Below are 25079 nucleotides of genomic sequence, written 5' to 3'. Positions count from 1 at the left end.
TACCTGTCTATACTAGAGCCCACATCTCCACGCGCCGACGCGTCGCACATCCAGGATCCCACGTGGCCGCTTCTCCTCCCCGATTGCCCGTCCAGGCCAATGCCCTGCCCGCCCCGCTGTACGCGCAAGTCAAACAGATGATCGCGCAGCAGATTCGCAGCGGCGCCTGGCCCGCGCATTACCGCGTGCCGTCCGAGGCCGAGCTGGTCGATGAACTGGGATTCAGCCGCATGACGATCAACCGTGCGCTGCGCGAACTGACCGCCGAAGGCCTGCTGGTGCGGATGCAGGGGGTCGGCACGTTCGTCGCGCAGCCCAAGGCGCGCTCGGCCCTGTTCGCCGTGAACAACATTGCCGACGAAATAGCGGCGCGCAATCACCGCCACCACAGCCGCGTCGTTCGTCTGGTCGAAGAACCTGCTGGCGCCGAGCAAGCGCAAGCATTGGACATCCGCGCCGGGCAGCCGGTCTTTCATTCTCTCATCGTCCACTACGAAGACGACGTGCCGATCCAGCTTGAAGACCGCTACGTCAATGTCCGCTTTGCACCCGACTACTTGCAGCAGGATTTCACACAAAGCACGCCGTACGAATACCTGACACGCGTGGCGCCCTTGAGCGCCGGCGAGCACGTGGTCGAAGCGATTCTGGCCAAGCCGCGCGAGTGCCAGTTGCTGCAGATCGACCGCGAAGAACCCTGCCTGCTCATCCGCCGCCGCACCTGGTCCGGCGACCGCGCGGTGACGCTGGCCCGTCTGATCCACCCGGGTTCGCGCCACCGGCTGGAAGGCAAGTTCACGACGTGACCTCCGCCGCTTTCCGCCACGTTTGCGAGTGACTGCGCGGGTCTTTCCCGGCTGAACTGCAACGCGCCATCACGGCGCCCTCCCGCACGCTGCTTCCCATGCCGAAACCTCACAGGTTTCGGCATTTTTCATTGGGGTAATCCCTCAGTCAAAAATCAGTCATCTACTATTGTATATACAACCATAGTCATTCTAAGATTTGTCGACCTTGGCGCTGGATCACCGCGCGCCTCGACCCGATCCAGGAGACTGATTTGAACCCTTCCCCCCGATTCCGCGACGCCGTCGTCCGTGCCCCGCGCGGCAACCAACTGAACACCAAGAGCTGGCTGACCGAAGCGCCCTTGCGCATGCTGATGAACAACCTCGACCCCGATGTGGCCGAGAACCCGAACGAACTCGTCGTCTACGGCGGCATCGGCCGCGCGGCCCGCGATTGGGACTGCTACGACAAGATCGTTGAATCGCTCAAGGCCCTGAACGACGACGAAACCCTGCTCGTGCAATCTGGCAAGCCGGTGGGTGTGTTCAAGACGCACGCCAACGCGCCGCGTGTCCTGATCGCCAACTCCAACCTTGTCCCGCACTGGGCCACGTGGGAACACTTCAACGAACTCGACGCCAAGGGCTTGGCCATGTACGGCCAGATGACCGCCGGCAGCTGGATCTACATCGGCAGCCAGGGCATCGTGCAGGGCACGTACGAAACCTTTGTCGAAGCCGGCCGCCAGCATTACGGCGGCAACCTTGCCGGACGCTGGGTGCTGACGGCCGGCCTGGGCGGCATGGGCGGCGCGCAGCCGTTGGCAGCCACGCTGGCGGGCGCGTGCTCTCTGAATATCGAATGCCAGCAGAGCCGCATCGACTTCCGTCTGCGCACCCGCTACGTGGACGAACAGGCGGCCAACCTGGACGACGCGCTGGCCCGCATCGCCAAACACACGCAGGCCGGCCGCGCGGTGTCCATCGCGCTGTGCGGCAACGCCGCCGAGATCCTGCCCGAACTCGTGCGCCGCGGCGTCAAGCCCGACATGGTCACCGATCAGACCAGCGCGCACGACCCCTTGAACGGCTACCTGCCCGCCGGCTGGTCCTGGCCGGAATACCGCGACCGCGCACAGCGCGAGCCGGCGGCGGTCATCAAGGCCGCCAAGCAATCCATGGCCGTGCACGTTCAGGCCATGCTGGCGTTCCAGCGCCAGGGCATCCCAACCTTCGACTACGGCAACAACATCCGCCAAATGGCCAAGGAAGAAGGCGTTGCCGACGCGTTCGACTTTCCCGGCTTCGTGCCGGCCTACATCCGTCCGCTCTTCTGCCGGGGCGTGGGTCCCTTCCGTTGGGCGGCGCTGTCCGGCGATCCGCAGGACATCTACAAGACCGACGCCAAGGTCAAGGAACTGATTCCCGACGACGCGCACTTGCACCACTGGCTCAGCATGGCCCGCGAGCGCATCAGCTTCCAGGGCCTGCCCGCGCGCATCTGCTGGGTCGGCCTGGGCGAGCGCGCCAAACTGGGCCTGGCTTTCAACGAAATGGTGCGGTCAGGCGAACTGTCGGCGCCCATCGTCATCGGCCGCGATCACCTCGATTCCGGCTCGGTCGCCAGCCCCAACCGCGAAACCGAATCCATGCGCGACGGCTCGGACGCCGTGTCCGATTGGCCGTTGCTCAATGCCCTGCTGAACACCGCCAGCGGTGCGACGTGGGTGTCGCTGCATCACGGCGGCGGCGTGGGCATGGGTTTTTCGCAGCATTCCGGCATGGTCATCGTGTGCGACGGCACCGACGCCGCCGCCGAGCGCATCGCCCGCGTGCTGACCAACGACCCGGCCACGGGCGTGATGCGGCACGCGGACGCCGGCTACCAGATCGCCATCGACTGCGCACACGAACAGGGTTTGAACCTGCCCATGGTGACCGGCAAGCGCTGACACCCGCGCGGCGCTGCCTCCCGACGGACCGGCCGGCGCAACAGATCGCTTAACAACGATTGCAAGCAGCCGGACCACCGGCGTAGGAGAAGAGGAATGGAATTGCATGTGAAACCGGGCCAACTGACGCTGGCCGACCTGCGGGGCGCCTATCGGCAGCCAGTGCGCCTGACGCTGGATCCCGGCGCCGCGCAGGCCATCGACGCCAGCGTGGCCACGGTTGAACGCATCATCGCCGAAGGCCGTATCGTCTACGGCATCAATACCGGTTTTGGCCTGCTGGCCTCCACCAAGATCGCGCGCGAAGACCTGCAGGCGTTGCAGACTTCGCTGGTTCGTTCCCACGCGGCGGGCGTGGGCGAAGCCCTGGACGACGCCATGGTGCGTCTCATCATGGTGCTCAAGATCAACAGCCTGGCGCGCGGTTACTCCGGAGTGCGCCGCCACATCATCGACAGCCTGATCGCGCTGGTCAACGCCGGCGTCTACCCACACATTCCGCTGAAGGGTTCGGTGGGCGCGTCGGGCGACCTGGCCCCGCTTGCTCATATGTCGATCGTGCTGCTGGGCGAGAGCCAGGCACGCTATCAAGGCAAATGGCTGCCCGCGCGCGAGGCGCTGGCGCGCGCCGGCCTGGAGCCGCTGACGCTGGCCGCCAAGGAAGGGCTGGCCCTTTTGAACGGCACCCAGGTTTCCACCGCGTTCGCGCTGCGCGGCTTGTTCGAAGCCGAAGACATGATGGCTGCCGGCCTGGTGTGCGGCAGCCTCAGCGTCGAGGCCATGCTGGGATCGCGCGCGCCGTTCGATGCCCGCATCCACGCCGCGCGTGGCCAGCCTGGGCAAATCGACGTGGCCGCCGTCTACCGCAGCCTCTTGGGCGACGACAGCGAGGTCGGCCATTCCCACGCCGATTGCGGCAAGGTGCAAGACCCCTACTCCCTGCGCTGCCAGCCCCAGGTGATGGGCGCCTGCCTCACCCAGATCCGCCATGCGGCGCAGGTCCTGGAAATCGAATCGAACGCCGTGTCCGACAACCCCCTGGTGTTCGTCGAACAAGGCGACGTCATCTCGGGCGGCAACTTCCACGCGGAACCGGTGGCGCTGGTCGCCGACAACCTGGCGCTGGCGCTGGCCGAGATCGGCGCGCTGGCGGAACGGCGCATCGCGCTGATGATGGACAAGCACATGTCGCAGTTGCCGCCGTTCCTGGTGCGCAAGGGCGGCGTCAACTCGGGCTTCATGATTGCCCAGGTGACCGCGGCGGCACTGGCAAGCGACAACAAGGCATTGGCGCATCCGGCCAGCGTGGACAGCATGCCCACGTCGGCCAACCAGGAAGACCACGTGTCGATGGCGCCCAACGCGGGCAAGCGGTTGTGGGCCATGGCCGACAACGTGCGCGACATTCTGGCCATCGAATGGCTGGGCGCGTGCCAGGGGCTGGACTTCCGCGAAGGGCTCAAGACGTCCCCGCAACTGGAAGCCGCCCGCCGCGCCTTGCGCGAGAAGGTGCCCCACTACGAAGAAGACCGCTTCTTCGCCCCGGACATCGCAGCGGCCAGCGGGCTGATCGCCGCGCAAGTCATGAACGGCCTGATGCCGGCGGGGCTGCTTCCCAGCCTCTGACGCTGCCCCCCGGCCGGACGCATCCGGCCGCCATTGCCACGCCGCGCGCACGGGCCCATCAGAAGGCGACTGCGCGGCGCTTCACGCGAGACCGACCAAGGAACCGAGAGAGACAACGATGCAAGCATCCTCGCAGTCAGACACACGGGCAGAAGCGCAGACACTCAAACGGGGCTTGAACGCCCGGCACATCCGCTTCATGGCATTGGGCTCGGCCATTGGCACGGGCCTTTTCTATGGATCTGCCGAGGCGATCCAGGCGGCGGGCCCTTCGGTGCTGCTGGCCTACATGGTCGCCGGCGCCGCCGTCTACATGGTCATGCGCGCCCTGGGCGAAATGTCGGTGCGCAACCCGGTGTCTGGCTCGTTCGGCCACTACGCCACCCAATACCTGGGCCCGCTGGCGGGCTTTCTGACGGGCTGGACCTACGCATTCGAGATGATCATCGTCTGTCTGGCCGACATCACCGCGTTCGGGGTGTACATGGGATTCTGGTATCCCGACGTGCCCCGATGGATCTGGGTCTTGTCCATCGTCTTCTTCATCGGCGCCATCAACCTGCTTTCCGTCAAGGTATTCGGCGAACTGGAGTTCTGGCTGTCGCTGCTGAAGGTCGGCGCCATCATCGCGATGATCGCCGGCGGCCTGGGCATCATGCTGTTCGGCATGGGAATGGGCGCGGATAGCGCCGCAACCGGCATGCACAACCTGTGGGAACACGGCGGCTTCATGCCCAACGGCGTGGGCGGGCTGATTGCATCGTTTGCCGTGGTGGTGTTCGCCTTCGGCGGGATCGAGATCATCGGCATCACCGCCGGCGAAGCCAAGGACCCCGGCCGCACCATTCCACGCGCCATCAACGCGGTCCCGATGCGCATCCTGCTGTTCTACGTGCTGACGCTGTTCGTGCTGATGTCCATCTTCCCGTGGACGCAGATCGACAGCAAAAGCAGTCCGTTCGTGCAGATCTTCGACAGCCTCGGCATCAGCTCAGCGGCCACCGTCCTGAACATCGTCGTGATCTCGGCGGCGGTATCGGCCATCAACAGCGATATCTTCGGCGCGGGCCGCATGCTGTTCGGCATGGCCCAGCAAGGCCAGGCGCCTCGCGGCTTTGCCGCCGTATCGGCCAACGGCGTGCCGTGGATGACGGTGGTGGTGATGTCCGTGGCGCTGCTCTTGGGCGTATTGCTGAACTATCTGATCCCAAAGAACGTCTTCGTCCTGATCGCCTCCATTGCCACGTTCGCCACGGTCTGGGTGTGGCTGATGATCCTGCTGTCGCAAGTGGCGATGCGGCGCAAGATGACCCCGAAGCAGGTCTCGCAACTGAAATTCCCGGTTCCGCTCTGGCCGCTGGGCCCCTTGCTCGCCATTGCCTTCATGGTCTTCGTGATCGCGGTGCTGGGCTATTTCCCCGGCACGCAGAAGGCCCTGGGCGTGGGCGTCGTCTGGATCGCGCTGCTTTGCCTCGCCTATCGCTTCTGGGTATATCCCAGACGCCTTCCCGAACGCGAGCCGGTTCCCGCAGCCCAGGGTTCCGATTGATCGACGCGGCGCCAGCCGGCGTGGTTTGCGCCTGCCGGCCCCTGCTGCAAGGAGACATGCATGAGACAAGTCTGGCGACATTGCCACGCCGCCACGATGGCGGGCGGCACGTATTCCATGATCGAGAACGCGGCCATCGTGACCCGCGCCGATCGCATCGAATGGATCGGCCCCGATTCAGAACTCCCCGCCGTGGATGCCGCGCATGTCCATGACTTAGGCGGCGCCTGGGTCACGCCGGGCCTCGTCGATTGCCACACCCACTTGGTGTTCGGCGGCGACCGCAGCCGGGAGTTCGAACAGCGCCTGCAAGGCGTCGACTACGCCACCATCGCCGCGCAGGGCGGCGGCATCGCCAGCACCGTCCGCGCCACGCGCGCGGCGACCGAAGACGAGCTGTACGCCAGCGCCCATCGCCGTGCGCTGCATCTGCTGCGTGACGGCGTCACGACGCTGGAGGTGAAGTCCGGCTACGGGCTGGACTTGGATAATGAACGCAAGATGCTGAGCGTGGCGCGGCGGCTGGGCCAGACGCTGCCGCTGACCGTGCAGGCAACCTGCCTGGCCGCGCACGCGCTGCCGCGCAAGTATCACGGCCGCCCAGATGAATACATCGACGAAGTTGTGCAGCACATGCTGCCGGCGTTGGCGGCCGAGGGGCTGGTCGATGCCGTGGATGCCTTTTGCGAACACCTGGCATTTACGCCGGAGCAGGTGGAGCGGGTGTTCCAGGCGGCGATGCGGCTGAACCTGCCCGTGAAGCTGCATGCGGAACAACTGTCGTCCCTGCACGGGGCGAGTCTGGCGGCGCGTTATGGGGCGCTGTCTGCGGATCATCTGGAGTATCTGACCGAATCCGACGTATTGGCGATGGCAAAGGCCGGAACGGTGGCGGTGCTGTTGCCTGGGGCGTTCTATGCGCTGCGGGAAACGCAATTGCCGCCGGTGGATCTGCTGCGGCAGCACGGCGTCCCGATCGCGATATCAACGGATCTGAATCCGGGGACGTCGCCGGTGCTGTCGTTGCGGTTGATGCTGAGCATGGCGTGTACGTTGTTCCGGATGACGCCGGAAGAAGCGCTGGCCGGGGTGACGGTAAACGGGGCGCGGGCGTTGGGGTTGTCAAAGACGCATGGCACGCTCGAAGTGGGCAAGTTGGCGGATTTTGTGGCGTGGGATATCGCGCATCCGGCGGAGCTGGCGTATTGGGTGGGTGGGGATGTGCCGAAGCGTGTGATCAGACATGGGGCATTGCTCGATGTTTCGGCGCTTTAGCATCTTGGAGATCGCCATCGAAGGCTAGGGCCGCCCTTCGCCATGGCGTCCTCCGCTCCAACGAGAAGACCACAAGCCGGCGTGTCAGCAACTGATTCTGCCGGTCGACGTGCTCGCGATCAGGCTTGCTCCGCACGTGGTCTTCATTCCCTCCTGCGCCACAGGGATGCCGCCTATCTTGTAGGCGGCATTTCCCTCGGCAATGGCGAAGACGCCCTTACACCTGGGGCAAGACACCTTGTGACCCACGCCGGCCAACGGCCTCCCGTTGAAATTTGTGTGTTCAAAACCTTCCAGCACCACGCCGCCATGGTTGGTCTTGTCGCCCTTGCGAACAATGTTCGGCATCGCTATCTCTCCTTCTGATTGCCCTAGTTCTTGTTCGGATCCAACGGGCCGTTGTTGGGAAGCCCCGCAATAAATTCATCAAGCATGCGCTGCTCTCGCGCAACAACCGCGGGGTCTCGATAACGCGGCGCATTGCGCTGCTGCTCACGCTGATAATCAATGATCCGTTGACCGTGCCAGGCCTTGAACTCGGGGGATGGCTCATCGGTTACCAATGTGTGCTGGGGCCGCAGTTTCACGCCAAACGGGTCGTCCTCTGGCTTTTTGCCGGGCGCCGGCGGGCTGATGCCGATGAAAGTCGCGCGATCGGTACGTCGCAGCGGCACCACCATGCTGCTATCCGCATTGAGGTAGCTTGCCATCGTGGCCAGTGCCAGGTTCACGAATGGCGATGCCGCACCCGTGTCTCCCATACGCTGAGTCAGGTCGTAGTTCTGGTTCGAGTCCAGCAGATCCACCGCGTGCTGTGCCTCTTGCAGCGCGGGAGCCAGCATGGCGAGATTTCCCGACAACTTGCCCGTGTCAAAGAATGCCCGCGCAGGCGCTGCGCCCAGCGCCGTGGCCGCCTGGTTCCAACCACTTGCGAGCGCTTTGTCACGTGCAGCGCCCTTGAGCGGGATGGAAGCATTGTCCTGCTGATGCAGGGAAACCGTCACCGGACGGTGCAACCGCGCCAGGGCCCTCACCCGATCCCACTGCTGGAAGCCACGTTGCGTGATCGGGGTGGGAAAGAAGGTGCTGGGCCGGAAGCCGCGGGGCGGCATTCGTTCCCAACCAACGAAGGCCGGGTCGATGGAATCGGGTTTGGCCTTGGTGTACCTGGCGAACTCGCGCATCCGGGCCAACCGCTCGGGTCTGGCGACAACCATCGCAACCACGGCGTCGGTCGGTGTCTTCGGTGTCCGTTCGCCAGGTGGCGAGATGTCGTTCAGCCTAATCATTGTGCTGGACAACGCTGCCCTCAAGTTGAAGCTATCCAGCGCATACACCAGCAAAGCTGGCATTTCGGGATTGCTCTCGAACATCTGAAAGATGGATTCGATAGCCATTTCCGGATCGGTATTGCAGACGACGCCATTGTCCAACTGTCTAACCTCGTGCCAATGCAGGCCCGCATCGCCGAGTTCCAGACTTACCATCTCCGTAAGCGCTACATCCATTCTCTTGGGCGGCACGCGTGGCCTTTCCATTCGCGGATCGTAGTCCCGCACGACCAGCACGGTCGGCACAGGCCAGCGTTCCGGAAAGCTCGTCAGCGCCAATTCCAGCGCGTTGGATTTTCGCTGACCCCAGGCCATGTCCTTAAGCGTACCGTCAATGGGGTAGTCACGCGGGTCCCTGGGCAGGGCGCTGCCCACCAGCAGCGCATTCGGTTGCGAGGCACTTTGCTCCTGCAATTGCGCCCAAGCCTGGCCTTGACGATAAACATCCAGGCTCAGTCCCACACGGACAATATCCAGGGTTTCCAGACGAGGTTGCAACATGGGAGCACCTTTGGAGGTAGAGGGAGTATTCGGTGACGCCGCCTTCGCGCGAAGGGCTTCAGCGGATGGCAACTGACATGCCATTGCGGCCAGCGGTGCGGTATCGGGCTCGGGCAGCGGCGGGGCCTCCGGGGCAACCGCCCACCAACGCAACAGCAATGACGCGGCCACGAGCGAGATCGGGTTCATGAGTTCCTCCCTGGGCCGAACCTTAGTCCGCGGCCTTGGTCCCTATCTTCCACTCGCTGACAGGCGACGAGGCTTGGATAGTCCGCATTGAGGGTGATCTTCGGCAGGAATCCCCCGCCTTCTAAAGGCCCCTCGGGCGGCGGCATCTTGTTACTTTGATAAAGAGATGTGTCGGCAATCAATTGCCTGTTCGCCTCTGACTCATTCTCATAGCACTGCAACACGGGTTCATCCGCCTCGTCGCTTGTTGCCATGTCCTGAGAACCGCCCCAGGTTCCATCTTCTCTTTTCCAATTCAGCCGCCAATCCGCCACCCTGCACAGGTAGACATAGAACACTTCATCATCGATGCTGCAGGCTTGCCCAATGGCCAAGTCGTATGCCACCGCGCGCCGGCTATGGATGGCGCTCATCGGAATCGCCGAGTGAAACGAAATGGCTTCGTTGCTGCCTGCCGGCGCATTCATCATCCGCCTGCGCGCCTGGTTCGGTGTCTCTTCGAACACTGTGTCATAACGCCCTTGCCCTAACGGCTTCACATGCGCAACACGGTGCCAGTCGGCCGCCCACTCGCTGTTCTCCGGTTCCAGGTAAGGATTGCGGCTCAGGTCATTCAGGTCGGACGCCTTTTCCTCCAGCGCCCGACGCAGCGCCGGCCCACGCAGGCTATCCGTCGGCAGCGTCATCACCCGCGTGGTGTGGACATCAATGCCGCCGTTCGTAATGGAGATCGACGCGTCGATGGGGTCGGTGGACGTCCATACAGGCTTGATGCCTCCGGACCCTTGGCGATCCAGCGTCGTGCCGCCGGCAATGAAGTCCGGAAGGAACGGAACCGGTACGGCGGGCGCCTGAATGGTGACAGTCTGTCCGATTGAGAAGTTGGCGTTCGCGACCGTCGCGCGTCCTGAACCGAGCTCGGTGCCTTCCCAGGTGCGCTCGTCCTTCCCTGCTGCCCCTTGTCCCAGGAGCGTGTATGCATAGGACGGAGGTCTCCCTATCTCCTCACCTTTACCATCGCGCTCGCGTGTTGTGAAAACTCGCTGGAAGAAGCGATTGCCGAGCGCCGACAGCGCGGGAACAAGGATCTTGCGGTAATCGATATCATCCGCGCTCGTCTGATAGGCGGGGTTGCTAGGCCTTGTCGTGGACGGTTCCTGGACGAAGACGTTATAGCTCGCGTTTCGACCCACCCCCTGCCAGCCTATCCCCTGAACGTTGGCCATCCCCACCGTTTGATCCTGCGGCGAAAAGTACAGAAACACGCCGCCGCGATTGTCTCGCTCTGCGAATGTGATCGTGTTGCCATCGATCGAGGTTTCACACTGCTGCCCCGTCCAGCGAAGGCCACCAATGCAACTGTCTTTGCTGGCATCGGCCATGTCTGCCAAAGACGGCGTTTGATTAGGGTTCTCACCGATGAAGTTGACGATGTTGCTGAGCGTCTTCACCCGCGCGGGTGTCGTCTGCTGGGCTTCGCCCAACTCGCTGTTCTCGAAGAATGTCTCTTCCAGGCTGTAGGGGGGGCTCATCAGGACAAAACCATCGATGGGCCGCAAGCCCTCATCGTGGAGCATGGCATTGGCCAGCAGCGTGATGAGATTGCCCTGGCTATGCCCGACCACGTTGATGGTGTCGTCTTCGCCCGAACGGCCATCGGGGTGCCGATAGGCGCGGATGATCCTGACCAGCATGGCCAGCCGCTGCGCCGCCAAGACCATGTATCGCCGCGAAGGCGCCGGAAACAGCGGATGGTCGGGAGACCCAAACAACAGATTGGCAGGCAGCCCCGCCACGTTGCCGGAGAATCCTTGGCCAAACATATCTGGCACGGTCGTGGTGGCATTGGCGAAAGGGCCCCCTTCCTTTGTCCCAGCCTTGTCCAGCCGATTGCCGAAGCGGTCCAGCCATTCGCCATGAGGGGTCTGCTTCTGAATTCGGCCTTCCTCTTCACGAAAGCCCCAATAGAAGGGAATCACCACACTGCGCGATCTCCCGCCATGCTTGCCGGCTGTCGCTCGGCGGCGGTAGTACACCGCATCGGGATTTGGCGCTTTACCGTCATCGTCCTTGGGCGATGTGTACCGGGCCGGATTGAGCGCGGCGGGGCTGCGCTCGCCCCGCTTGGTAAACAAATGGTCCAGACGTTCGTTCAACCCGGTGCAGATGCCTGTCTCCAGATCGTCGTAAACACCAGCCAGATCATTGACGCCGTGAATCAGGATCACGATGCAGGGCTTAGGCTGCTGCTTTTGGACATAAGCGTCTGTTGCGTTGGGCGCGACGATGGCGCGGGTCCTTCCGGTGATAGGGGGTGAGTACATCCCTTTAACTCCCTTCTGCTTTCGGGCGGAGCGCTGGCGCGTCGGTGTGCTTCAAAAGCCAGCGCATTTCGTTTCAATACAGCCAATGGTCCTGATCCAGAATCAGCCCGGAATACGCCGAGCTCTCATACGCATCCAGGCAACGCATCAGATTGTTGGTCTTGCCCGTCTCTTGTAGGACCTTCGTATCTGCGGGCACTACGCGCTTGAAGTACTCCCTTACGTGCGCGTAGGCCTCTTCCTCGTGACTCCCTAGTTGAAAGTACCCCCCTCTCGCAGTACCTGCCTGGTCATCAGGTCCCTGCTGCTGATAAGTACCCAGGCAATACGCCATCCCCCACTTCTTGAGCAGCAGCCGCATATCGTCCCGTTCGCCGGCCATCGCGAAAGCCATCGGCAGAAGCAATGCGAGTAGCACTCGGATCCTCATTTCAATTCCCAGTAGTGCACAGCAGTAGTTTTTTCAGCCGGCGTTGCGTGCGTGTGATTACAACTGTCACCACAATCCATCCCGTTCCACAAAGTGACGTGTCCGGTTGCGTTACGCCAACCTGAAACTTCAATCACGATGCCCCAGAGCCATTTCGAGGAAGCAACGTTAGCGAGGCAATGTGCATCGCCCCCATCTCAACAAGGCCGGTGGCGCCCTCCGCATCGGTTTCACCCTCCACTACATCGCCATTACTGAGCGTGATTCTGTACGGATGTCGGGCGGCCGGTCTTTCGCCATCGGGCAACGTCAGCACAAAGCGTCTCTGAGTCGAGCCGACATCAAACTGAGGTAACGTCCCGGATTCGCTCGCCGCACCCACCCAGTCGTAGCTGCCCGCTTTGAAGGTCATGGCACCGGGGCAGCCGTACTCGATGTTGCCCCTTTCCATCTTGATGTAGGCACCCTGGCATAGCAGCGTGATGTGCTTATCGGCGGTCACCAGAACATGTTCCTTACTGGCGCTGACCACAACGCTCTTGTCTGCCTGAAGGTGGATCGATGCTTGTTGAGCCTGGACCCGCACCTGCCCTTGATGCGCGATATGGCGCAGATCACCGGCATGGGTGAATTGACTGATGCCTTGCCCGGCGTTCATGACGATGGATTGGCCCGCCGTGACATGCTGGTTTTGCTCAGCGACCGTATCCAGATGCTGGCCCGCAGCGAGCGTGATGGAACGCGGCGTGGCTGCGGCAATGCCGGCGGGACTGCTGAGGCCGATAAGGGGCTGCCCGCCGTTTTCGCCGCTCTCGTCGTTTGCTCCATGCCCCAAGTCGCGGACGGCGTTCGACAAGGTTGCCTGCGGACCGGCGTCGTGCGGCAGATTCTGATGCTGTTCGGCGTACTCGCCCAGGTTTTTCGCTAGTTCAAGCGCATTTTCCAGGCATTGGACCAACTGGGTGCGCGCAAGGTGTCCGCCTTGGGCGTTCGGTTGTTCATCAGTGGTAAGCAGCAGGCCCTGTGCGGCGCGCAGGGCACCGTGCAGGTCGGTACGCAGCTCAAAGCCTTCACCGCGGGGGTTACCGCCGCGGGGCCGAGGGTGCGTCAAGTAGCCAAGGTGCAGATGAGTTGCGCCATGGTCGTTCATCAGCGCGGCGCTGATCTGAGAGGTGGTGTCGTCCAGCCGCAATTCACTGGCGCGGTTGCCTTTGTGTTCCTTGCTTTTGACTGTTGCCAGTTCCTTGAATTTGGGCAGTTCGTACGGCGGCAATTGCAGGCGGTTGTAGGCCCTGCCCGTAATGATTGGCTGATCGGTATCCCCATCCAGGAACTGGACGATGACCTCCTGGCCGATGCGCGGGATGGCCATGTGGCCCCAGGTGGCGCCGGCGATGTTCTGCGACACGCGGATCCAGCAGGAGCTGTGATCGTCCTGCTTGCCCAGCCGATCCCACGGGAACTGGACCTTCACCCGTCCGTACTCGTCGGTATAGATTTCCTCGTTGGGGGGACCAACCACGACGGCGTTCTGGGGGCCATCAATGCGTGGCGGGGACAACGGTTCGGCGCGCCACTCGGCGTCGTCCGGGACGAGATCGGCCTCGTAGCGGTAATGCGTGCCCAATTGCGCCTGGGCGCTTTCCTCTGCCTGACTGGTGTGTTGCGTACCGCGGTGGACGATGCGGACCGGACGCCAGCCGCGATTCATGTCTTCGCGCGGGTGGCCGGCCAGGATGAATGAAATGCCTGGCTGCAGACGGGGGTCGTCGCCTTCGACCCGGGCAATGCAGGCATCATGGCGTCGACCGCGCAGGCGGCTCACGGCGAACGGCCTGCCGGCCTCGTCGAACTTGGCGCGTGCGGGGTAGTCGTAACGCTCGTAGCGGCGCCCTTGATGGTTCAGGTCTTGGCCGTCGCTGCTGTGCTGATGGGTGTAGCGCGGGTTGTGAAAGGTGTAGTCGCGCTGTGTCTGGCGCGCGGTGCGCACGTTCTCGATGTACGAAAAGCGGCGCAGTGCGGGCTGCGGCTGGTCCCCGCCCGGCGTTGGGTGATACTGCACGGGATCGTCGCCAGCGCGGCCGTGGATGAAGAGGCGATCGCTATGAACCAGCTGATGGCCCTCGGCGGTGTGGCGAAAGGAGTAGAAAAATCCTTCCTCGCGCATGATGCGCTCGACGAACTGGTAGTCGGTGTCGCCAGCCTGGACGCAGTATTCGCGGGTCAGATGCTCAGTGGTGTTGCGCTGCTCGTAATCCTGGGTAAGGCCATGCGCCTTGAGCACGGTCTCGGCAATTTGCGGGACCGTGAGGGACTGGAAGATGCGCCAGTCGGAACTGAGTTTCAAGCGCGCAAGACGCGGCTCGACGATCGCGGAGTAGCGGGTTCGGCGGAAGCCTGTGTCGCCCTGAACGAAGGCGGAGACGGCGCCGTGCACGTAGCGAACCGGCGTATCGCCGTGCCAGATGGTGAGCAATGCGGCACGGTCCAGCACTGTGCCGAAGTCGATGGCAGCGCTGGCGCTGGACAAGTCAACTTCAAGCAGGAAGGTCTCGGACAACCCTTCCTGCAACGTAAATTCAACTACCTCGAAGGACTCATCGCCGATGGCGAATGTGAAGCGCAGATCGGATTGGGTGGGCATGGCGAGCTTCCGTTTGGGTCATGCCACGCTGGTCGCTCTTGGCGCCAGGCAGCACTGCCCTTTTAGAAGCCACACCTATGGCCCGTAAATCAGATCAATATTATTTTCGCGAGAGACCTGTGCTCTTGTGATCGGCATCATGCTCGCTGCCCCGCTTTGCGCGTCGAGGGATTGCAAGCCGCGAGAATAGGCAAAGAGAGAATGCGCAAGCCCGAGAGGCCGCCACCGAAGATCGGCGCAGCCCCCTGCAAGCAAACTCAGGCAGTCAGGAACCGTACGACTTCCGCCCAATCATTCGTGGACAACGCCACATCTTCGTAGTCGCCTTCTTCCTCGTCCCAACGCGAGACGCAGTAGCGCTGGCTTCTGCCGGATTCGCGGTCAGCGTAGTTGGCGTAGTCGACATACACCTTCAAGCCGCGCTCCTCGTTCACGAAAGACGGGGCTGCGTCGATGCGCTCGGACGCGTCTAAGTAGCCTTCGGGCAGCGTCGGAAGGGTGGTTATGTCGTAGCGGGGAAATTCGCGACGCAGTCGATCAAGGTTCATAAGAAAAGCCAGTGGAGCTGGCGCGGCAGGAGGGGCTCGAACCCCCACCCCGGGCTTGGAAGGCCCGTGGGAAACCCACCTAACGCCTTGATTTTACTCGGGTATTTGTGATCTGCGTTAGAACAAATCCCGGTTAGGGGCCCCGATTATATGCGGCTTTGCTGCCCCTCGTTCTAACGCGGCATGTCCTACTTCATCCCCCTATCGAGCATCCCGGAGGGTGCTGGGCCTGTATCCATTGACTTTGAATGCTTGTCGAGCTTGTGACTTACCTTCCTCTACCGAGGGACAACAATGGACCAGGACGCAGAAGTTACGAAGGTCAATGAGGCGCGAAATATTGCCCGAGCTTGGGCTGTGCGCAACGGTCAGAATGCCGATCGATGCGAAGTGCCAGCCGAAGGGTGGTTCGGGGCCGGGCATGATGTTTGCACCGGACGCGCGCTGGAAGCTTATTTGTCTAGCCGGCTGAAGTATTAACCGAGTCGGATATGTGCAGCCACTAGCAAACGCTAAAGGACGCCGAGCAGCTGATATGGAATCGGCGGCAACTCGCGCGCCCGCCTCATACGCGTCTGCTCCGGGGACCGGTCGGTCGGAAAATGGTGTCGAGCAGCGCCTTGCCACCTTCACCTCGCCTAAATATTGCTTGTTTCAAATGAGCGGTAGGGAAAGGCTTCGGAAGGTCGTACCGTGAAGAGATGGCATTTCGCCGCAATAGACCAAAGGGTACATATATGAGTTTGACCGTTCGCATGAATTCGCCTGGTGACCAATCAGGCAGACTCAACGAGAAAGACTTGCCTGGCAAACACCTAGCGGAGCAACCTCGGCAACAACAGGAAGACGCCACGCAAGAGATCGCAGCGAGCGAAAAAAAGGAGTCCAACGTCGACAAGAATCCTTAACTCGAAGGATCGTGACAGTGTGCTGGACAGTCCGTCTGGCAAAGGCTCGCCCTCCTCTGAGTAGCGTGGTTTACGGCAATTAATCGGCAGACATGCCTACTAGAATGGGAGTTCCTCATGAAGAACTTAAGCAGTTCAGACTTTGACGTCGATGGTCAGCCTATGCGATTGAACACTCAACATCAAAGCAGCGCATGCGATGTTGGTGGGAAACGTTCACCTCCATCCCACTCTTCGCCCGAAACGCAAACCCAAAGGCAGAATAAGACAGAGAGCCATGTGGCGCCCGGCCAGGAACGTCCTACAAAAGAGGAAGGTTCCAACGCGGTGAAAAATGGCCGCGGGCACGGTCCGCGCGCACACACCGACTGGAAGAAATAGTCCGCGTCGATCCACAATTAGCGGGCGGCGCTACTCCCGGGAGTGGTGGATGCAATAGCGACTTGGCTCTCCGAGAATCGGCAGCGCTTGCCGAACGGCCACACCACCTTCCTAACATCTCAATCAGTCAGCACCTGAGCACCGTACTTGCGAGCCCCAAGGCGCTGCGGCGGTGGGCACATCCTTCGGGTCCTCAGGCGAATGGCACCTCCGCCTGAGCCGCCGCAGCAGCGCTTCAAGTGTAAAAATTGCCTGCACGGAATGACGAACTCCCGGCGCACACATCTGGAACCGAAGGTGGTCTGCCGTCGGTGCCAAACGCTCACGACCGCAGCTCCCAGGCAAGCAATGACGCGTCGCTCATGCTCGTCAAGAACCCCAGGGTCCAGCATCTCGACAAACGTAAGCAGTTGCACGCCACCCTCGTTTAGCCAGCGCTCAATCTCATGGTCATCTTGATGATCGTGCCAATGGTGAATCCTAAAAAAGATCACCCGTTGCGAGGCGCGCAATCTTCGCCTTTAACGCAGACTTAGTAAACGCTGCTTGAGCACTTTGACGATTTAGCACCTGTTGGCGCGCGTCAAGCGGAAGCTCATCCCAAAGGCTCAAAATTGACGCTCCAAGGAAGGCGAGAATTCGACGCTCAGACTCCTCATACTCCTCGATAGCAAATGATTTGGCGAGCGAAGCGAGCTGCGACCCCCCTTCATTGTCCCAACGCTCATGTGCGTTTACACCCGTTGACTGTGTCATGGCATCCTCCCGTCGGTTGCCTGAACTTAGTGTAGGCCAGGGACAGTCAGAGCCTTACGCTTGTTTCAATTGGGTCTTAGGACATACATGCCATTGGGCGTACCGTGAATAAGTGACATACGTCACGACAACTCAAGAGGTAGACAGCATGACATTCCCTACTCGCTTCGGCGCCGCCGGTCCTCCTTCGCAACCGGGTCAGGACGGACAGCCGATCAAACAGCAAGAGCAGCAAACCCAGGAACAAAAAGAAGAAGCCGCGCGCGAACAGGCTCAGGGTGATCCCACCAAGCAGCGCACGCCGCAGTAGCCTTGGGCATCAGTCGCTCTTGTGTAATTAGCCTCGGCACCTGTGCTTAGCATCCAGAGCAAGTCTATAAGCGCTGGCTCATCGCATGGACGCGAGAGCTGGCGAATGCGACGGAGTAACGTTCTAACGCAGGCATTTTTATTCTAATGATTGCCTTGTTAATCAACGCTAGAATGATGCAATAGCTTGATCTTCCTAGCTATTCTGGCGCGGCAGGAGGGGCTCGAACCCCCGACCCCGGGCTTAGAAGGCCCGTGCTCTATCCAGCTGAGCTACTGCCGCGCGGTGTGGTGACGCCCGGAACCCGTCCGGGCCGCGCATTTTACCCTGTTGCAGAAAAAGTGGGTCGTCCCCGAGCGGGCGTCCCTACTCCTCGCCAATGTCCGTATGCGTGGACACCCACAACACGATCGCATCCTCCGGGCTCAGACTGATCACCCGGTGCCCCATCCGGCTATCTATATAGAAGCTCTCCCCCGCTTTCAGCCGGGCCGGTTCATAGAACTCGGTATAGAGCTGCACCTCCCCCTCCAGCACATACACAAACTCCTCCCCCCCATGACGGCTCCAGTCCTGGAACTCGTCAAAGGCCCGCGCCTTGACGCGGGTGTGAAAGGGCATCATGCGCTTGTGGGATAGCGCGGTGCACAGCAGGCGGTGATCGTAATACGGGGTTTCGTACTGCCGGCCTTCGCCTTGGCGGCTCAGGCTGCGGCGGCCGGTGCCCATGTGGGCGTCGGACGCGGTGAACAGTTCGGCGACGTCCAGGTCCAGGCCGGCGGCGATCTTGATCAGGTTGTCATAGGTGGGGGACAGCAGGCTGTTCTCGATTTTTGACAGGGTGGACGCGGCCACGCCGGTGGCCTCGGCCGCCTGCTTCAGGGTCCACGCACGCGCCTGGCGCAAGGCTCGCAGCCGTTGTGCCAATGCGCTCTGTTTGTTGCCTTGCATCTGTATACCCTGTCATGCCCGCGATAGTCATGCCCGCGATTGACGCTCACGCCACCAGTCGCGCGCCTGGTAAGACCAATAAGTCAGTTGAACCGCCGCCGTGCCCAGGCTCCCGCCGTTCCAGGCCAACCCGAAAGGTTCGAAGAGCTTGTAGCGCTGCGTGTCGCCGGTGATCGCCTCGGCCACAACGCGTCCGCCAATGGACGTGGTGTTCATGCCGTGTCCGCCGAACGCGGTGCAATACCAGACGCCCGGACCCAGCAGGCCGATCTGCGGCATCAGGTGCCGCGCGTAGGCCATGCGTCCCGACCACGCTGCCTCCACGCGTACCCCTTGCAATTGGGGGTAGACGCTGAGCAGTTCGCGGCGCAGGGACTCGGCCAGATCGGGCGGGTCGTCGACACGGGTGGTGATTCTACTGCCCCAGCCGATGCGGCCGCCATCCAGGACGCGGTAATAGTTGCCGGCGCGCCGGTCGTCGCCGATGGCGGCGGTGCTGCGGATGGCTTCCCGCACGCGGTCGCCCAGCGGTTCGGTCAGCATGATGTAGGTAGCGATGGGCAGCATCGCGCGGCGCAAGGCGGGCACGACGCCGCCGGTGTAGCCGCCGGTCGCCAGCACCACGGTGGCAGCGTCGATCTGGCCCTGCTCGGTCTTCAGATGCTTGACCGGGCCGTCCAGCGTGGCCTGCACGACGGGTGAATCCTCATGGATGCGCACGCCAAGCCTCACGCACTCGCGGGCCAGCGCGCGCGCGTAGTTCAGCGGATGGAAGTGAAAGGATGAGGGGTCTTCGATGCCCTGGTGGTAGACGTCGGACACCAGCCGCTCGCGAACCTGGCTGCGCGAGAGCAGCCGCACATCGCGGCCGAAGTCGCGCTGCTGGCTGTCGCACCACTGGCGCAGCGCATTGGTGGCCTCGTAGCGCACGACGCGCAGGCGTCCGTCGACCTTGTGGGCGTCGGCGATGCGCAGGTCGCGGATGTTGTCGCGGATGATTTCGACTCCCTCCATCGACAGACGGTAAAGCTGGCGATAGTGGTCTTCGTCGACGTGCTTGCGGATGGCGTCGGCGCCCGCGGAGAACGCTGGCGACACCGAGCCGCCGTTGCGACCCGAGGCGCCCCACGCGATGCGTTTCGCCTCAAGCAGCGTCACGTTACGGCCTCGCCGGGCCAGTTCCAGCGCGGTGGACAGGCCCGCCAGCCCCGCGCCGATCACGCAGACGTCGGCGCTGGCCGCGCCTGCCAGCGGCGGATAGTAGGTGTCGCCGTCGGCGAGCGTGCGCTTGTAGTAGGTGTCGATGTACTCGGAGACCATGATGTCGGCTCAGTGCAGGCCCGCGCCTTGCAGGCCCCCGGTCAGGCGCCTTTCCAGCCAGTTGGCCAGGCGCAGGAGCGGGTAGCAGTAGATGAAATAGATGGCGGCGATCATGCCGTAGATGAACAGCGATTTGGCCGGAAAGGTGATGATGAACACTTCGCCCTGGCGCGTGAGTTCGGTGATGCCGACCACGGACAGGATGGCGGTGCTTTTGATCAGCATGACGTAGACGCCGCTCATGGGCTGCACGATCAGGCGCATGGCCTGCGGCAGAATGACCAGCCACAGGATCTGGAGCGGACGCAGGCCCAGGGTCATCGCGCCTTCGGTCTGGCCCCGCGGCACGGCCTGGATGGCGCCCATGACGATTTCCGCCACGTAGCAGGACGTATAGACCGACAGCGCCACGAAGGCTGCCGTGCCGGAATCCCAGTGCAGCAGTTCGATGCCGGAGCTGGGCAGCACGAAGTAGAAGATGTAGAGCTGCACCAGGAACGGCGTGCCGCGCAGAATATGGATGTACAGCCCCAGGATCTGATGCACGCCGCGAATGCGGTAGCTGCGGATCACGCCGATCACAAAGCCCAGCAGCGAGCCGGCAATGATGGCCACGAAGGAAATCTTCAGCGTCTCCCAGAAGCCCTTGAGCAGAAAGGGCAGCACGACGCCGGCGGTGGAAAGATAGGAGTCCAGCATGATTACCTCGCGTTCCAGGCCGGGCCGGCCAGCCACAGGCTTACGCCCTTGGACAGCAGCAGCATGACGCAGTAGATCAGCAGATAGCCTGCCGCGATGGTCAGGAAGGCTTCGTTGGGCACGATGCGTTCGCTGTTCATCTGCACGCCCGCGGCAACCAGTTCAAACACCGTGATCAGGGACAGCAGCGAGGTGTCCTTGATCAGTACGGCGGTCTGGCCCAACAGCGGCGGCAGCGTGTTGGCGAAGGCCTGCGGCAGCACCACATAGCGCAGGCGCTGGTGGTAGTTCATGCCGCAGGCCTTGGCGCCTTCGATCTGGCCGCGCGGCACGGACTCGATGCCGACGCGGATGATTTCGCTCATGTAGGCCGCGTGATGCACGGTCATGGCGAGGATGCCCAGCACCATCTCGCTCCAGCCCTTGGCGCCGGGCACAAGATAAGGCACCGCGTAATAGACCAGGTAGATCTGCACGAGCAGCGGCGTGGAGCGCACGAATTGCACATACGCCGCCACCGGACGCCACACCAGGGCGCGGGACGACATATGGGCAAGCGCCAGCGGAACCCCGGCCAGCACCGACAGCACCAGGCTTGCGCCCGCTGCAATCAGGGTATTGGCCAGGCCTTCGGCGAACTGGCCCGTGTACTGGCTGACGATGCGCCAGTTATAGAAATCGATCAACCAGTCCATGGGCGGTCCCGTCTCCGATCAGTGGTCTTTCTTCCAATCGGTGGAGTACCAGTACTGCACCAGTTCCGGCAACGTGTTGTCGGCGGTCTTGAGTGTCTGCCAGTTGTCCAGCCAGAACTTCAGGCGGAACGCGTTGGGGCCGACGGCGAACGCCAGGGGCTCGCGCACCATCACGCCTTCCAGCACCCGCAGATTGCCGAAGTCGACGAGGAACTGGTTGGCGGTGGACAGCGACATGATGCCGGCGTCCAGCCGGCCGCTCGACAGCGCCTGGCCGACCGGGGCGCTGCCGCCCGAGAACTCCTTGAGCGTGGCCGTGGGCAGCATCTTCTTGCCGACTTCGGCGTAGGTGCTGGCGCCCAGCGCGCCGACGGTGACGCCCGACTTGTTCAGTTCGGCGTAGTTCTTGTACGGCGAATCCTTGGGCACCACGGCGACGGTGTCGGCGTAGAACATGGGCAGCGAGAACAGCACCTGCGCGGCGCGCTGCGGCGTCGGGGTCATGTCGGCGGCCACCATGTCGGCCTTGCCCGACAGCAGCGCGGGCAAGAGGCCCTTCCATTCATAATCCTGCAGCACCAGCTTCACCCCCAGATCGTCGGCCATGCGCTTGGCGACTTCCACGGCCAGCCCCGTACGCTTGCCCGTCTTATCCATGAAGCTCATCAGCGGCCCGGAGGTCTGCACCGCTACGCGCAATTCACCGCGCTTGATGATGTCGGAAAGTTCGTCCGCCTGTGCCGGCAGGGCCACGGTGGCGGCCGCCAGGGCGACGCTGGCCACGCCCAGCCATTGTTTGATTTTCAGCATTGCTAACCCCTTTGGTGATTGGACCCATATCGTTCCGGGCAAGGCACATCGCGCCGGCAGCGCCCGGATAAGCCGGACCGGCGGGACTACAGAATCTTTTCCAGGAAGGCGCGGGTGCGCGCTTCTTTGGGGTGGCCGAACACTTCGTCGGGTGTGCCCATCTCCACGATGCGGCCGGCGTCCATGAAGAGCGCGCGGTCCCCCACGTCGCGAGCAAAGCCCATTTCGTGCGTCACCACGGCCATCGTCATGCCGTCGCGAGCCAGGGCGCGCATCAATTCAAGAATGCCGCCCACCGTTTCAGGATCGAGCGCCGACGTGGCCTCGTCGAACAGCATGAGCTGCGGGTCCATCGCCAGCGCGCGCGCGATCGCCACGCGCTGCTGCTGGCCGCCGGACAACTGGCTGGGGTATCGGTCGCCGAATTCCGCCATGCCGACGCGGCCCAGGAGGTCGCGGGCGTAGCGTTCGGCGTCGGCACGGCTGCGCCCGCGCACCACGCGCTGGGGTAGCGCCACGTTGTCGAGCGCAGTACGGTGCTGGAACAGGTTGAAGTGCTGGAACACCATGCCGACGTCGGTGCGCCAGCGGTTGACGTCGGTGGCCGGATCCGTGAGCGACACGCCATTGACGCGGATCGTGCCGCTGTCGATGCTTTCCAGGCCGTTCAGGGTGCGAAGCAAGGTGCTCTTGCCCGAGCCGGACGGGCCGACCACGACCATCACCTCGCCGCGTTCGAGCTGGCAATCGATGCCGTCCAGCGCCAGATGCGGGGGATGCCCGTCGCGCTGATAGGTCTTCTTGACTGCCTGAACAACGAGCAACGGTTCCGCCACGAATCCACCTTCAGGTGCAGTGCGCCTCAAAAATATTTCGCATTTCACGTCATAGTTTCGTATAGTAAATTTTTTTCCAGAATCGCCACTTAGGCATAACCCTTAAGCGAAGACGCTGACTTCGCGAGGCATCGAAGGAACCGGCATGGACACTCCTCAAGACATCCTGCGCAATCTCGGACTCAATTCCAGTGCGCTCACCGGCGGCACCCTGATCGCCCGCAGCCCGATCGACGGCGCCGAGCTGGCGCAGGTGCATGAGCACACGGTGGCCCAGGCCCACGCCGCCATTACCCGCGCACGGCAAGCCAGCCTGGCATGGCGTGACGTCCCCGCCCCGCGCCGCGGCGAACTGATCCGGCTGTTCGGCGAAACCCTGCGCCAGCACAAGCAAGCGCTCGGCCGCCTCGTCAGCCTGGAAGCCGGCAAGATCGTCGCCGAAGGCGAAGGCGAAGTGCAGGAAATGATCGACATCTGCGATTTCGCCGTCGGCCTGTCGCGCCAGCTCTACGGCCTGACCATCGCGTCCGAACGCCCCGGCCACCGCATGATGGAAACGTGGCATCCGCTGGGCGTCGTCGGCGTCATCAGCGCCTTCAACTTCCCCGTCGCCGTCTGGTCCTGGAACGCTGCGCTGGCGCTGGTGTGCGGTAATGCCGTCGTCTGGAAGCCGTCGGAAAAGACTCCCCTCACCGCCCTCGCCTGCCAGGCGCTCTTCGCGCAGGCCGTCCAACGCTTCGGCGACGCGCCCGCCGGCCTGTCCGAGGTCCTTATCGGCGGCCGCGAGGTCGGCGAGGCCCTGGTCGACTCGCACACGGTGGCGCTGGTGTCCGCCACCGGCTCCACCCGCATGGGCCGCCAGGTCGGCCCGCGCGTCGCGCAACGCTTCGGCCGCGTCCTGCTTGAACTGGGCGGCAACAACGCCATCATCGTCGGCCCGACCGCCGACCTCGACATGGCCGCCCGTGGCATCGTCTTCGGCGCCATCGGCACCGCCGGCCAGCGCTGCACCACCACCCGCCGCCTGATCGTCCACGAAAGCGTCGCCGACGAACTGGTCCAGCGCCTGCACAAGGCCTATGCCAGTGCCCCCATCGGCAACCCGCTCGATAGCGGCAACCTCGTCGGCCCCCTGATCGACCGCGCCTCCTTCGATGCCATGCAAGCCGCCCTGACGGCCGCGCGCGAGCAAGGCGGCAAGGTTGCGGGCGGCGAACGCGTCCTTGCCGACCAATATCCCGACGCCTGGTACGTGCGCCCCGCCATCGCCGAGATGCCCAGCCAGACCGACGTCGTCTGCCACGAAACCTTCGCGCCCATCCTGTACGTGATGCGCTACAAGGACTTCGGCGACGCGCTCGCCATGCAGAACGGCGTCCCGCAGGGCCTGTCGTCCGCCATCTTCACCAACGACCTGCGCGAAGCCGAAACCTTCCTGTCCGCCGCCGGCTCCGACTGCGGCATTGCCAACGTCAACATCGGCACCTCCGGCGCCGAGATCGGCGGGGCTTTTGGTGGTGAGAAGGAAACTGGCGGCGGCCGCGAGTCGGGTTCGGATGCGTGGCGCAACTACATGCGGCGCGCGACCAACACCATCAACTACTCGCGGAATCTGCCGCTGGCGCAGGGGATCAAGTTCGGGGAGTGACAGCCACGGCGCGGGCCCAGCACGAGCTCCATCCCCGCGCCCGCATACCCTCCAAAAAAAGCCCCGCGCATTGTCGACAACGCGCGGGGTTTTTGCATTTCTTACAGCCCATACATACGATTAGCCTGACTTACAAACTGTTGCCGGGGACGGTGCTACATTGCCTGATCACAAAAACCAGACACGTCCTCAATGACCTCCAGCCGTCCTTTTCACCGCTCTTCCGCCCCCCGCCTCCTTGCGGCCATCCTGGCCCTCGGCGCGGCCGGCTCCGCCGCGGCAGGCGTGTCTTACCGGCTGGACCGCCCGTCTGCCGCGCCCGGCGAGACCGTCACCATCGAGGCCGTGTTCTTCAACGAAGGCGGATCGCGCGTCGACTGGCAGGCCCCGCCTGAACTCGTCCTTCAATGGCGCAGCCCCGACGGCCAGATCGTCCGCAGCCTCGCCAAACTGAAAAGCGGCCGCGACAACTACAGCGTGCCCGTCAACAACTTCGCGCGCATGTCCTGGTCCGCCGAAGTGCCTGCCACCGCGCGCGGCCTGCAAGCTGTTTCCATTGAAGGCCAACCGTCCATGATGGCGCTCGATGCCACCGGCCGCGACAGCGG

Annotated in this window: 20 protein-coding genes, 1 tRNA gene and 1 pseudogene; 8 read left to right on the top strand and 14 right to left on the bottom strand. The window is 63.0% G+C overall.

Translation table 11 applies throughout. The features are described from left to right. The first annotated feature begins 62 nt into the window (after positions 1–62). From hutC to hutI, 5 genes are all read left to right on the top strand, one after another. Positions 63–806 carry a histidine utilization transcriptional repressor HutC gene (hutC, locus tag AC6LJW_RS18775; RefSeq protein WP_255357176.1) on the top strand — a complete coding sequence of 248 codons (744 nt, stop codon included), beginning with the start codon at positions 63–65 and terminating at the stop codon, positions 804–806. A gap of 254 nt (positions 807–1060) precedes the next feature. After that, on the top strand, positions 1061–2740 hold the full coding sequence (hutU, locus tag AC6LJW_RS18770; RefSeq protein ID WP_156395134.1) for a urocanate hydratase: 1680 nt from the start codon (positions 1061–1063) through the stop codon (positions 2738–2740). A gap of 96 nt (positions 2741–2836) precedes the next feature. Further along, positions 2837–4366, top strand: coding sequence for a histidine ammonia-lyase (gene hutH, locus AC6LJW_RS18765; RefSeq protein WP_498087966.1), 1530 nt, complete (start codon positions 2837–2839; stop codon positions 4364–4366). A gap of 118 nt (positions 4367–4484) precedes the next feature. Continuing rightward, positions 4485–5915, top strand: coding sequence for an amino acid permease (locus tag AC6LJW_RS18760; protein WP_498087965.1), 1431 nt, complete (start codon positions 4485–4487; stop codon positions 5913–5915). Positions 5916–5975: 60 nt separating this feature from the next. Next, the gene (hutI, locus tag AC6LJW_RS18755; RefSeq protein ID WP_498087964.1) at positions 5976–7190 is read left to right on the top strand and encodes an imidazolonepropionase; all 1215 of its coding nucleotides are present in this window, start codon (positions 5976–5978) and stop codon (positions 7188–7190) included. Between the two features lie 84 nt (positions 7191–7274). Here hutI and AC6LJW_RS18750 read toward each other — a convergent pair whose 3' ends face one another. From AC6LJW_RS18750 to AC6LJW_RS18720, 7 genes are all read right to left on the bottom strand, one after another. Then, on the bottom strand, positions 7275–7538 hold the full coding sequence (locus AC6LJW_RS18750; RefSeq protein WP_498087963.1) for a PAAR domain-containing protein: 264 nt from the start codon (positions 7536–7538) through the stop codon (positions 7275–7277). Between the two features lie 23 nt (positions 7539–7561). Next, complete coding sequence (locus tag AC6LJW_RS18745) at positions 7562–9211, bottom strand: type VI lipase adapter Tla3 domain-containing protein (protein ID WP_498087962.1); 1650 nt, start codon at positions 9209–9211, stop codon at positions 7562–7564. Then, positions 9208–11535: a T6SS effector phospholipase Tle3 domain-containing protein gene (locus AC6LJW_RS18740; RefSeq protein ID WP_498087961.1), complete on the bottom strand. Its 2328-nt coding sequence runs from the start codon at positions 11533–11535 to the stop codon at positions 9208–9210. Before AC6LJW_RS18740 ends, AC6LJW_RS18745 begins: the two co-directional genes overlap by 4 nt. Positions 11536–11608: 73 nt before the next feature. Beyond that, positions 11609–11953 (bottom strand): T6SS amidase immunity protein Tai4 family protein, encoded by a 345-nt coding sequence (locus AC6LJW_RS18735; RefSeq protein ID WP_498087960.1) that lies wholly within the window; start codon positions 11951–11953, stop codon positions 11609–11611. A gap of 145 nt (positions 11954–12098) precedes the next feature. Further along, on the bottom strand, positions 12099–14609 hold the full coding sequence (locus tag AC6LJW_RS18730; RefSeq protein ID WP_498087959.1) for a type VI secretion system Vgr family protein: 2511 nt from the start codon (positions 14607–14609) through the stop codon (positions 12099–12101). Positions 14610–14866: 257 nt separating this feature from the next. After that, positions 14867–15157, bottom strand: a complete 291-nt coding sequence (locus tag AC6LJW_RS18725) for a hypothetical protein (protein WP_056563843.1) — start codon at positions 15155–15157, stop codon at positions 14867–14869. Positions 15158–16926: 1769 nt separating this feature from the next. Beyond that, a complete protein-coding gene (locus AC6LJW_RS18720) occupies positions 16927–17202 on the bottom strand; it encodes a hypothetical protein (protein WP_082578876.1) in 276 nt (91 codons plus the stop codon). Between the two features lie 148 nt (positions 17203–17350). On the opposite strand from AC6LJW_RS18720, the gene AC6LJW_RS18715 reads away from it, so the two are divergent. Further along, complete coding sequence (locus AC6LJW_RS18715; protein ID WP_200949386.1) at positions 17351–17512, top strand: hypothetical protein; 162 nt, start codon at positions 17351–17353, stop codon at positions 17510–17512. A gap of 205 nt (positions 17513–17717) precedes the next feature. Here AC6LJW_RS18715 and AC6LJW_RS18710 read toward each other — a convergent pair. The 7 genes from AC6LJW_RS18710 to AC6LJW_RS18680 form a co-directional block, all read right to left on the bottom strand. Next, positions 17718–17794: transfer RNA gene (locus tag AC6LJW_RS18710), tRNA-Arg, on the bottom strand. Positions 17795–17878: 84 nt separating this feature from the next. Beyond that, complete coding sequence (locus tag AC6LJW_RS18705; protein WP_105239901.1) at positions 17879–18463, bottom strand: helix-turn-helix domain-containing protein; 585 nt, start codon at positions 18461–18463, stop codon at positions 17879–17881. A gap of 27 nt (positions 18464–18490) precedes the next feature. Beyond that, positions 18491–19783, bottom strand: a complete 1293-nt coding sequence (locus tag AC6LJW_RS18700) for an NAD(P)/FAD-dependent oxidoreductase (protein WP_498087958.1) — start codon at positions 19781–19783, stop codon at positions 18491–18493. Positions 19784–19792: 9 nt separating this feature from the next. Further along, a complete protein-coding gene (locus AC6LJW_RS18695) occupies positions 19793–20482 on the bottom strand; it encodes an amino acid ABC transporter permease (RefSeq protein WP_056563852.1) in 690 nt (229 codons plus the stop codon). Positions 20483–20484: 2 nt separating this feature from the next. After that, positions 20485–21177 (bottom strand): amino acid ABC transporter permease, encoded by a 693-nt coding sequence (locus tag AC6LJW_RS18690; protein ID WP_056563856.1) that lies wholly within the window; start codon positions 21175–21177, stop codon positions 20485–20487. Between the two features lie 18 nt (positions 21178–21195). After that, the gene (locus AC6LJW_RS18685) at positions 21196–21987 is read right to left on the bottom strand and encodes an ABC transporter substrate-binding protein (RefSeq protein ID WP_056563859.1); all 792 of its coding nucleotides are present in this window, start codon (positions 21985–21987) and stop codon (positions 21196–21198) included. Between the two features lie 86 nt (positions 21988–22073). Continuing rightward, positions 22074–22823 (bottom strand): amino acid ABC transporter ATP-binding protein, encoded by a 750-nt coding sequence (locus tag AC6LJW_RS18680; RefSeq protein WP_056563861.1) that lies wholly within the window; start codon positions 22821–22823, stop codon positions 22074–22076. A gap of 145 nt (positions 22824–22968) precedes the next feature. Between AC6LJW_RS18680 and amaB the strand changes: the two genes are divergently transcribed. Then, positions 22969–24471, top strand: coding sequence for an L-piperidine-6-carboxylate dehydrogenase (gene amaB, locus AC6LJW_RS18675; RefSeq protein ID WP_498087957.1), 1503 nt, complete (start codon positions 22969–22971; stop codon positions 24469–24471). Between the two features lie 192 nt (positions 24472–24663). Beyond that, positions 24664–25079 (top strand): annotated as a pseudogene (locus AC6LJW_RS18670) (phospholipase A); the annotation flags it as partial.

This window comes from Achromobacter sp. 1012554356 (assembly GCF_059760815.1).
The sequence above is the reverse complement of the archived record's forward strand: the minus strand, read 5'-3'. Positions and strand labels throughout refer to the sequence as shown.

Excerpts from the sequence above, each read along its gene's own strand:
- AC6LJW_RS18705 (WP_105239901.1), bottom strand. The coding sequence starts at position 18,463 with ATGCAAGGCAACAAACAGAGCGCATTGGCACAACGGCTGCGAGCCTTG.
- amaB (WP_498087957.1), top strand. The coding sequence starts at position 22,969 with ATGGACACTCCTCAAGACATCCTGCGCAATCTCGGACTCAATTCCAGT.
- AC6LJW_RS18745 (WP_498087962.1), bottom strand. The coding sequence starts at position 9,211 with ATGAACCCGATCTCGCTCGTGGCCGCGTCATTGCTGTTGCGTTGGTGG.
- AC6LJW_RS18725 (WP_056563843.1), bottom strand. The coding sequence starts at position 15,157 with ATGAACCTTGATCGACTGCGTCGCGAATTTCCCCGCTACGACATAACC.
- AC6LJW_RS18750 (WP_498087963.1), bottom strand. The coding sequence starts at position 7,538 with ATGCCGAACATTGTTCGCAAGGGCGACAAGACCAACCATGGCGGCGTG.
- hutH (WP_498087966.1), top strand. The coding sequence starts at position 2,837 with ATGGAATTGCATGTGAAACCGGGCCAACTGACGCTGGCCGACCTGCGG.
- AC6LJW_RS18715 (WP_200949386.1), top strand. The coding sequence starts at position 17,351 with ATGACATTCCCTACTCGCTTCGGCGCCGCCGGTCCTCCTTCGCAACCG.
- AC6LJW_RS18700 (WP_498087958.1), bottom strand. The coding sequence starts at position 19,783 with ATGGTCTCCGAGTACATCGACACCTACTACAAGCGCACGCTCGCCGAC.
- AC6LJW_RS18690 (WP_056563856.1), bottom strand. The coding sequence starts at position 21,177 with ATGGACTGGTTGATCGATTTCTATAACTGGCGCATCGTCAGCCAGTAC.
- AC6LJW_RS18760 (WP_498087965.1), top strand. The coding sequence starts at position 4,485 with ATGCAAGCATCCTCGCAGTCAGACACACGGGCAGAAGCGCAGACACTC.
- AC6LJW_RS18740 (WP_498087961.1), bottom strand. The coding sequence starts at position 11,535 with ATGTACTCACCCCCTATCACCGGAAGGACCCGCGCCATCGTCGCGCCC.
- AC6LJW_RS18720 (WP_082578876.1), bottom strand. The coding sequence starts at position 17,202 with ATGACACAGTCAACGGGTGTAAACGCACATGAGCGTTGGGACAATGAA.
- AC6LJW_RS18685 (WP_056563859.1), bottom strand. The coding sequence starts at position 21,987 with ATGCTGAAAATCAAACAATGGCTGGGCGTGGCCAGCGTCGCCCTGGCG.
- AC6LJW_RS18730 (WP_498087959.1), bottom strand. The coding sequence starts at position 14,609 with ATGCCCACCCAATCCGATCTGCGCTTCACATTCGCCATCGGCGATGAG.
- hutI (WP_498087964.1), top strand. The coding sequence starts at position 5,976 with ATGAGACAAGTCTGGCGACATTGCCACGCCGCCACGATGGCGGGCGGC.
- AC6LJW_RS18695 (WP_056563852.1), bottom strand. The coding sequence starts at position 20,482 with ATGCTGGACTCCTATCTTTCCACCGCCGGCGTCGTGCTGCCCTTTCTG.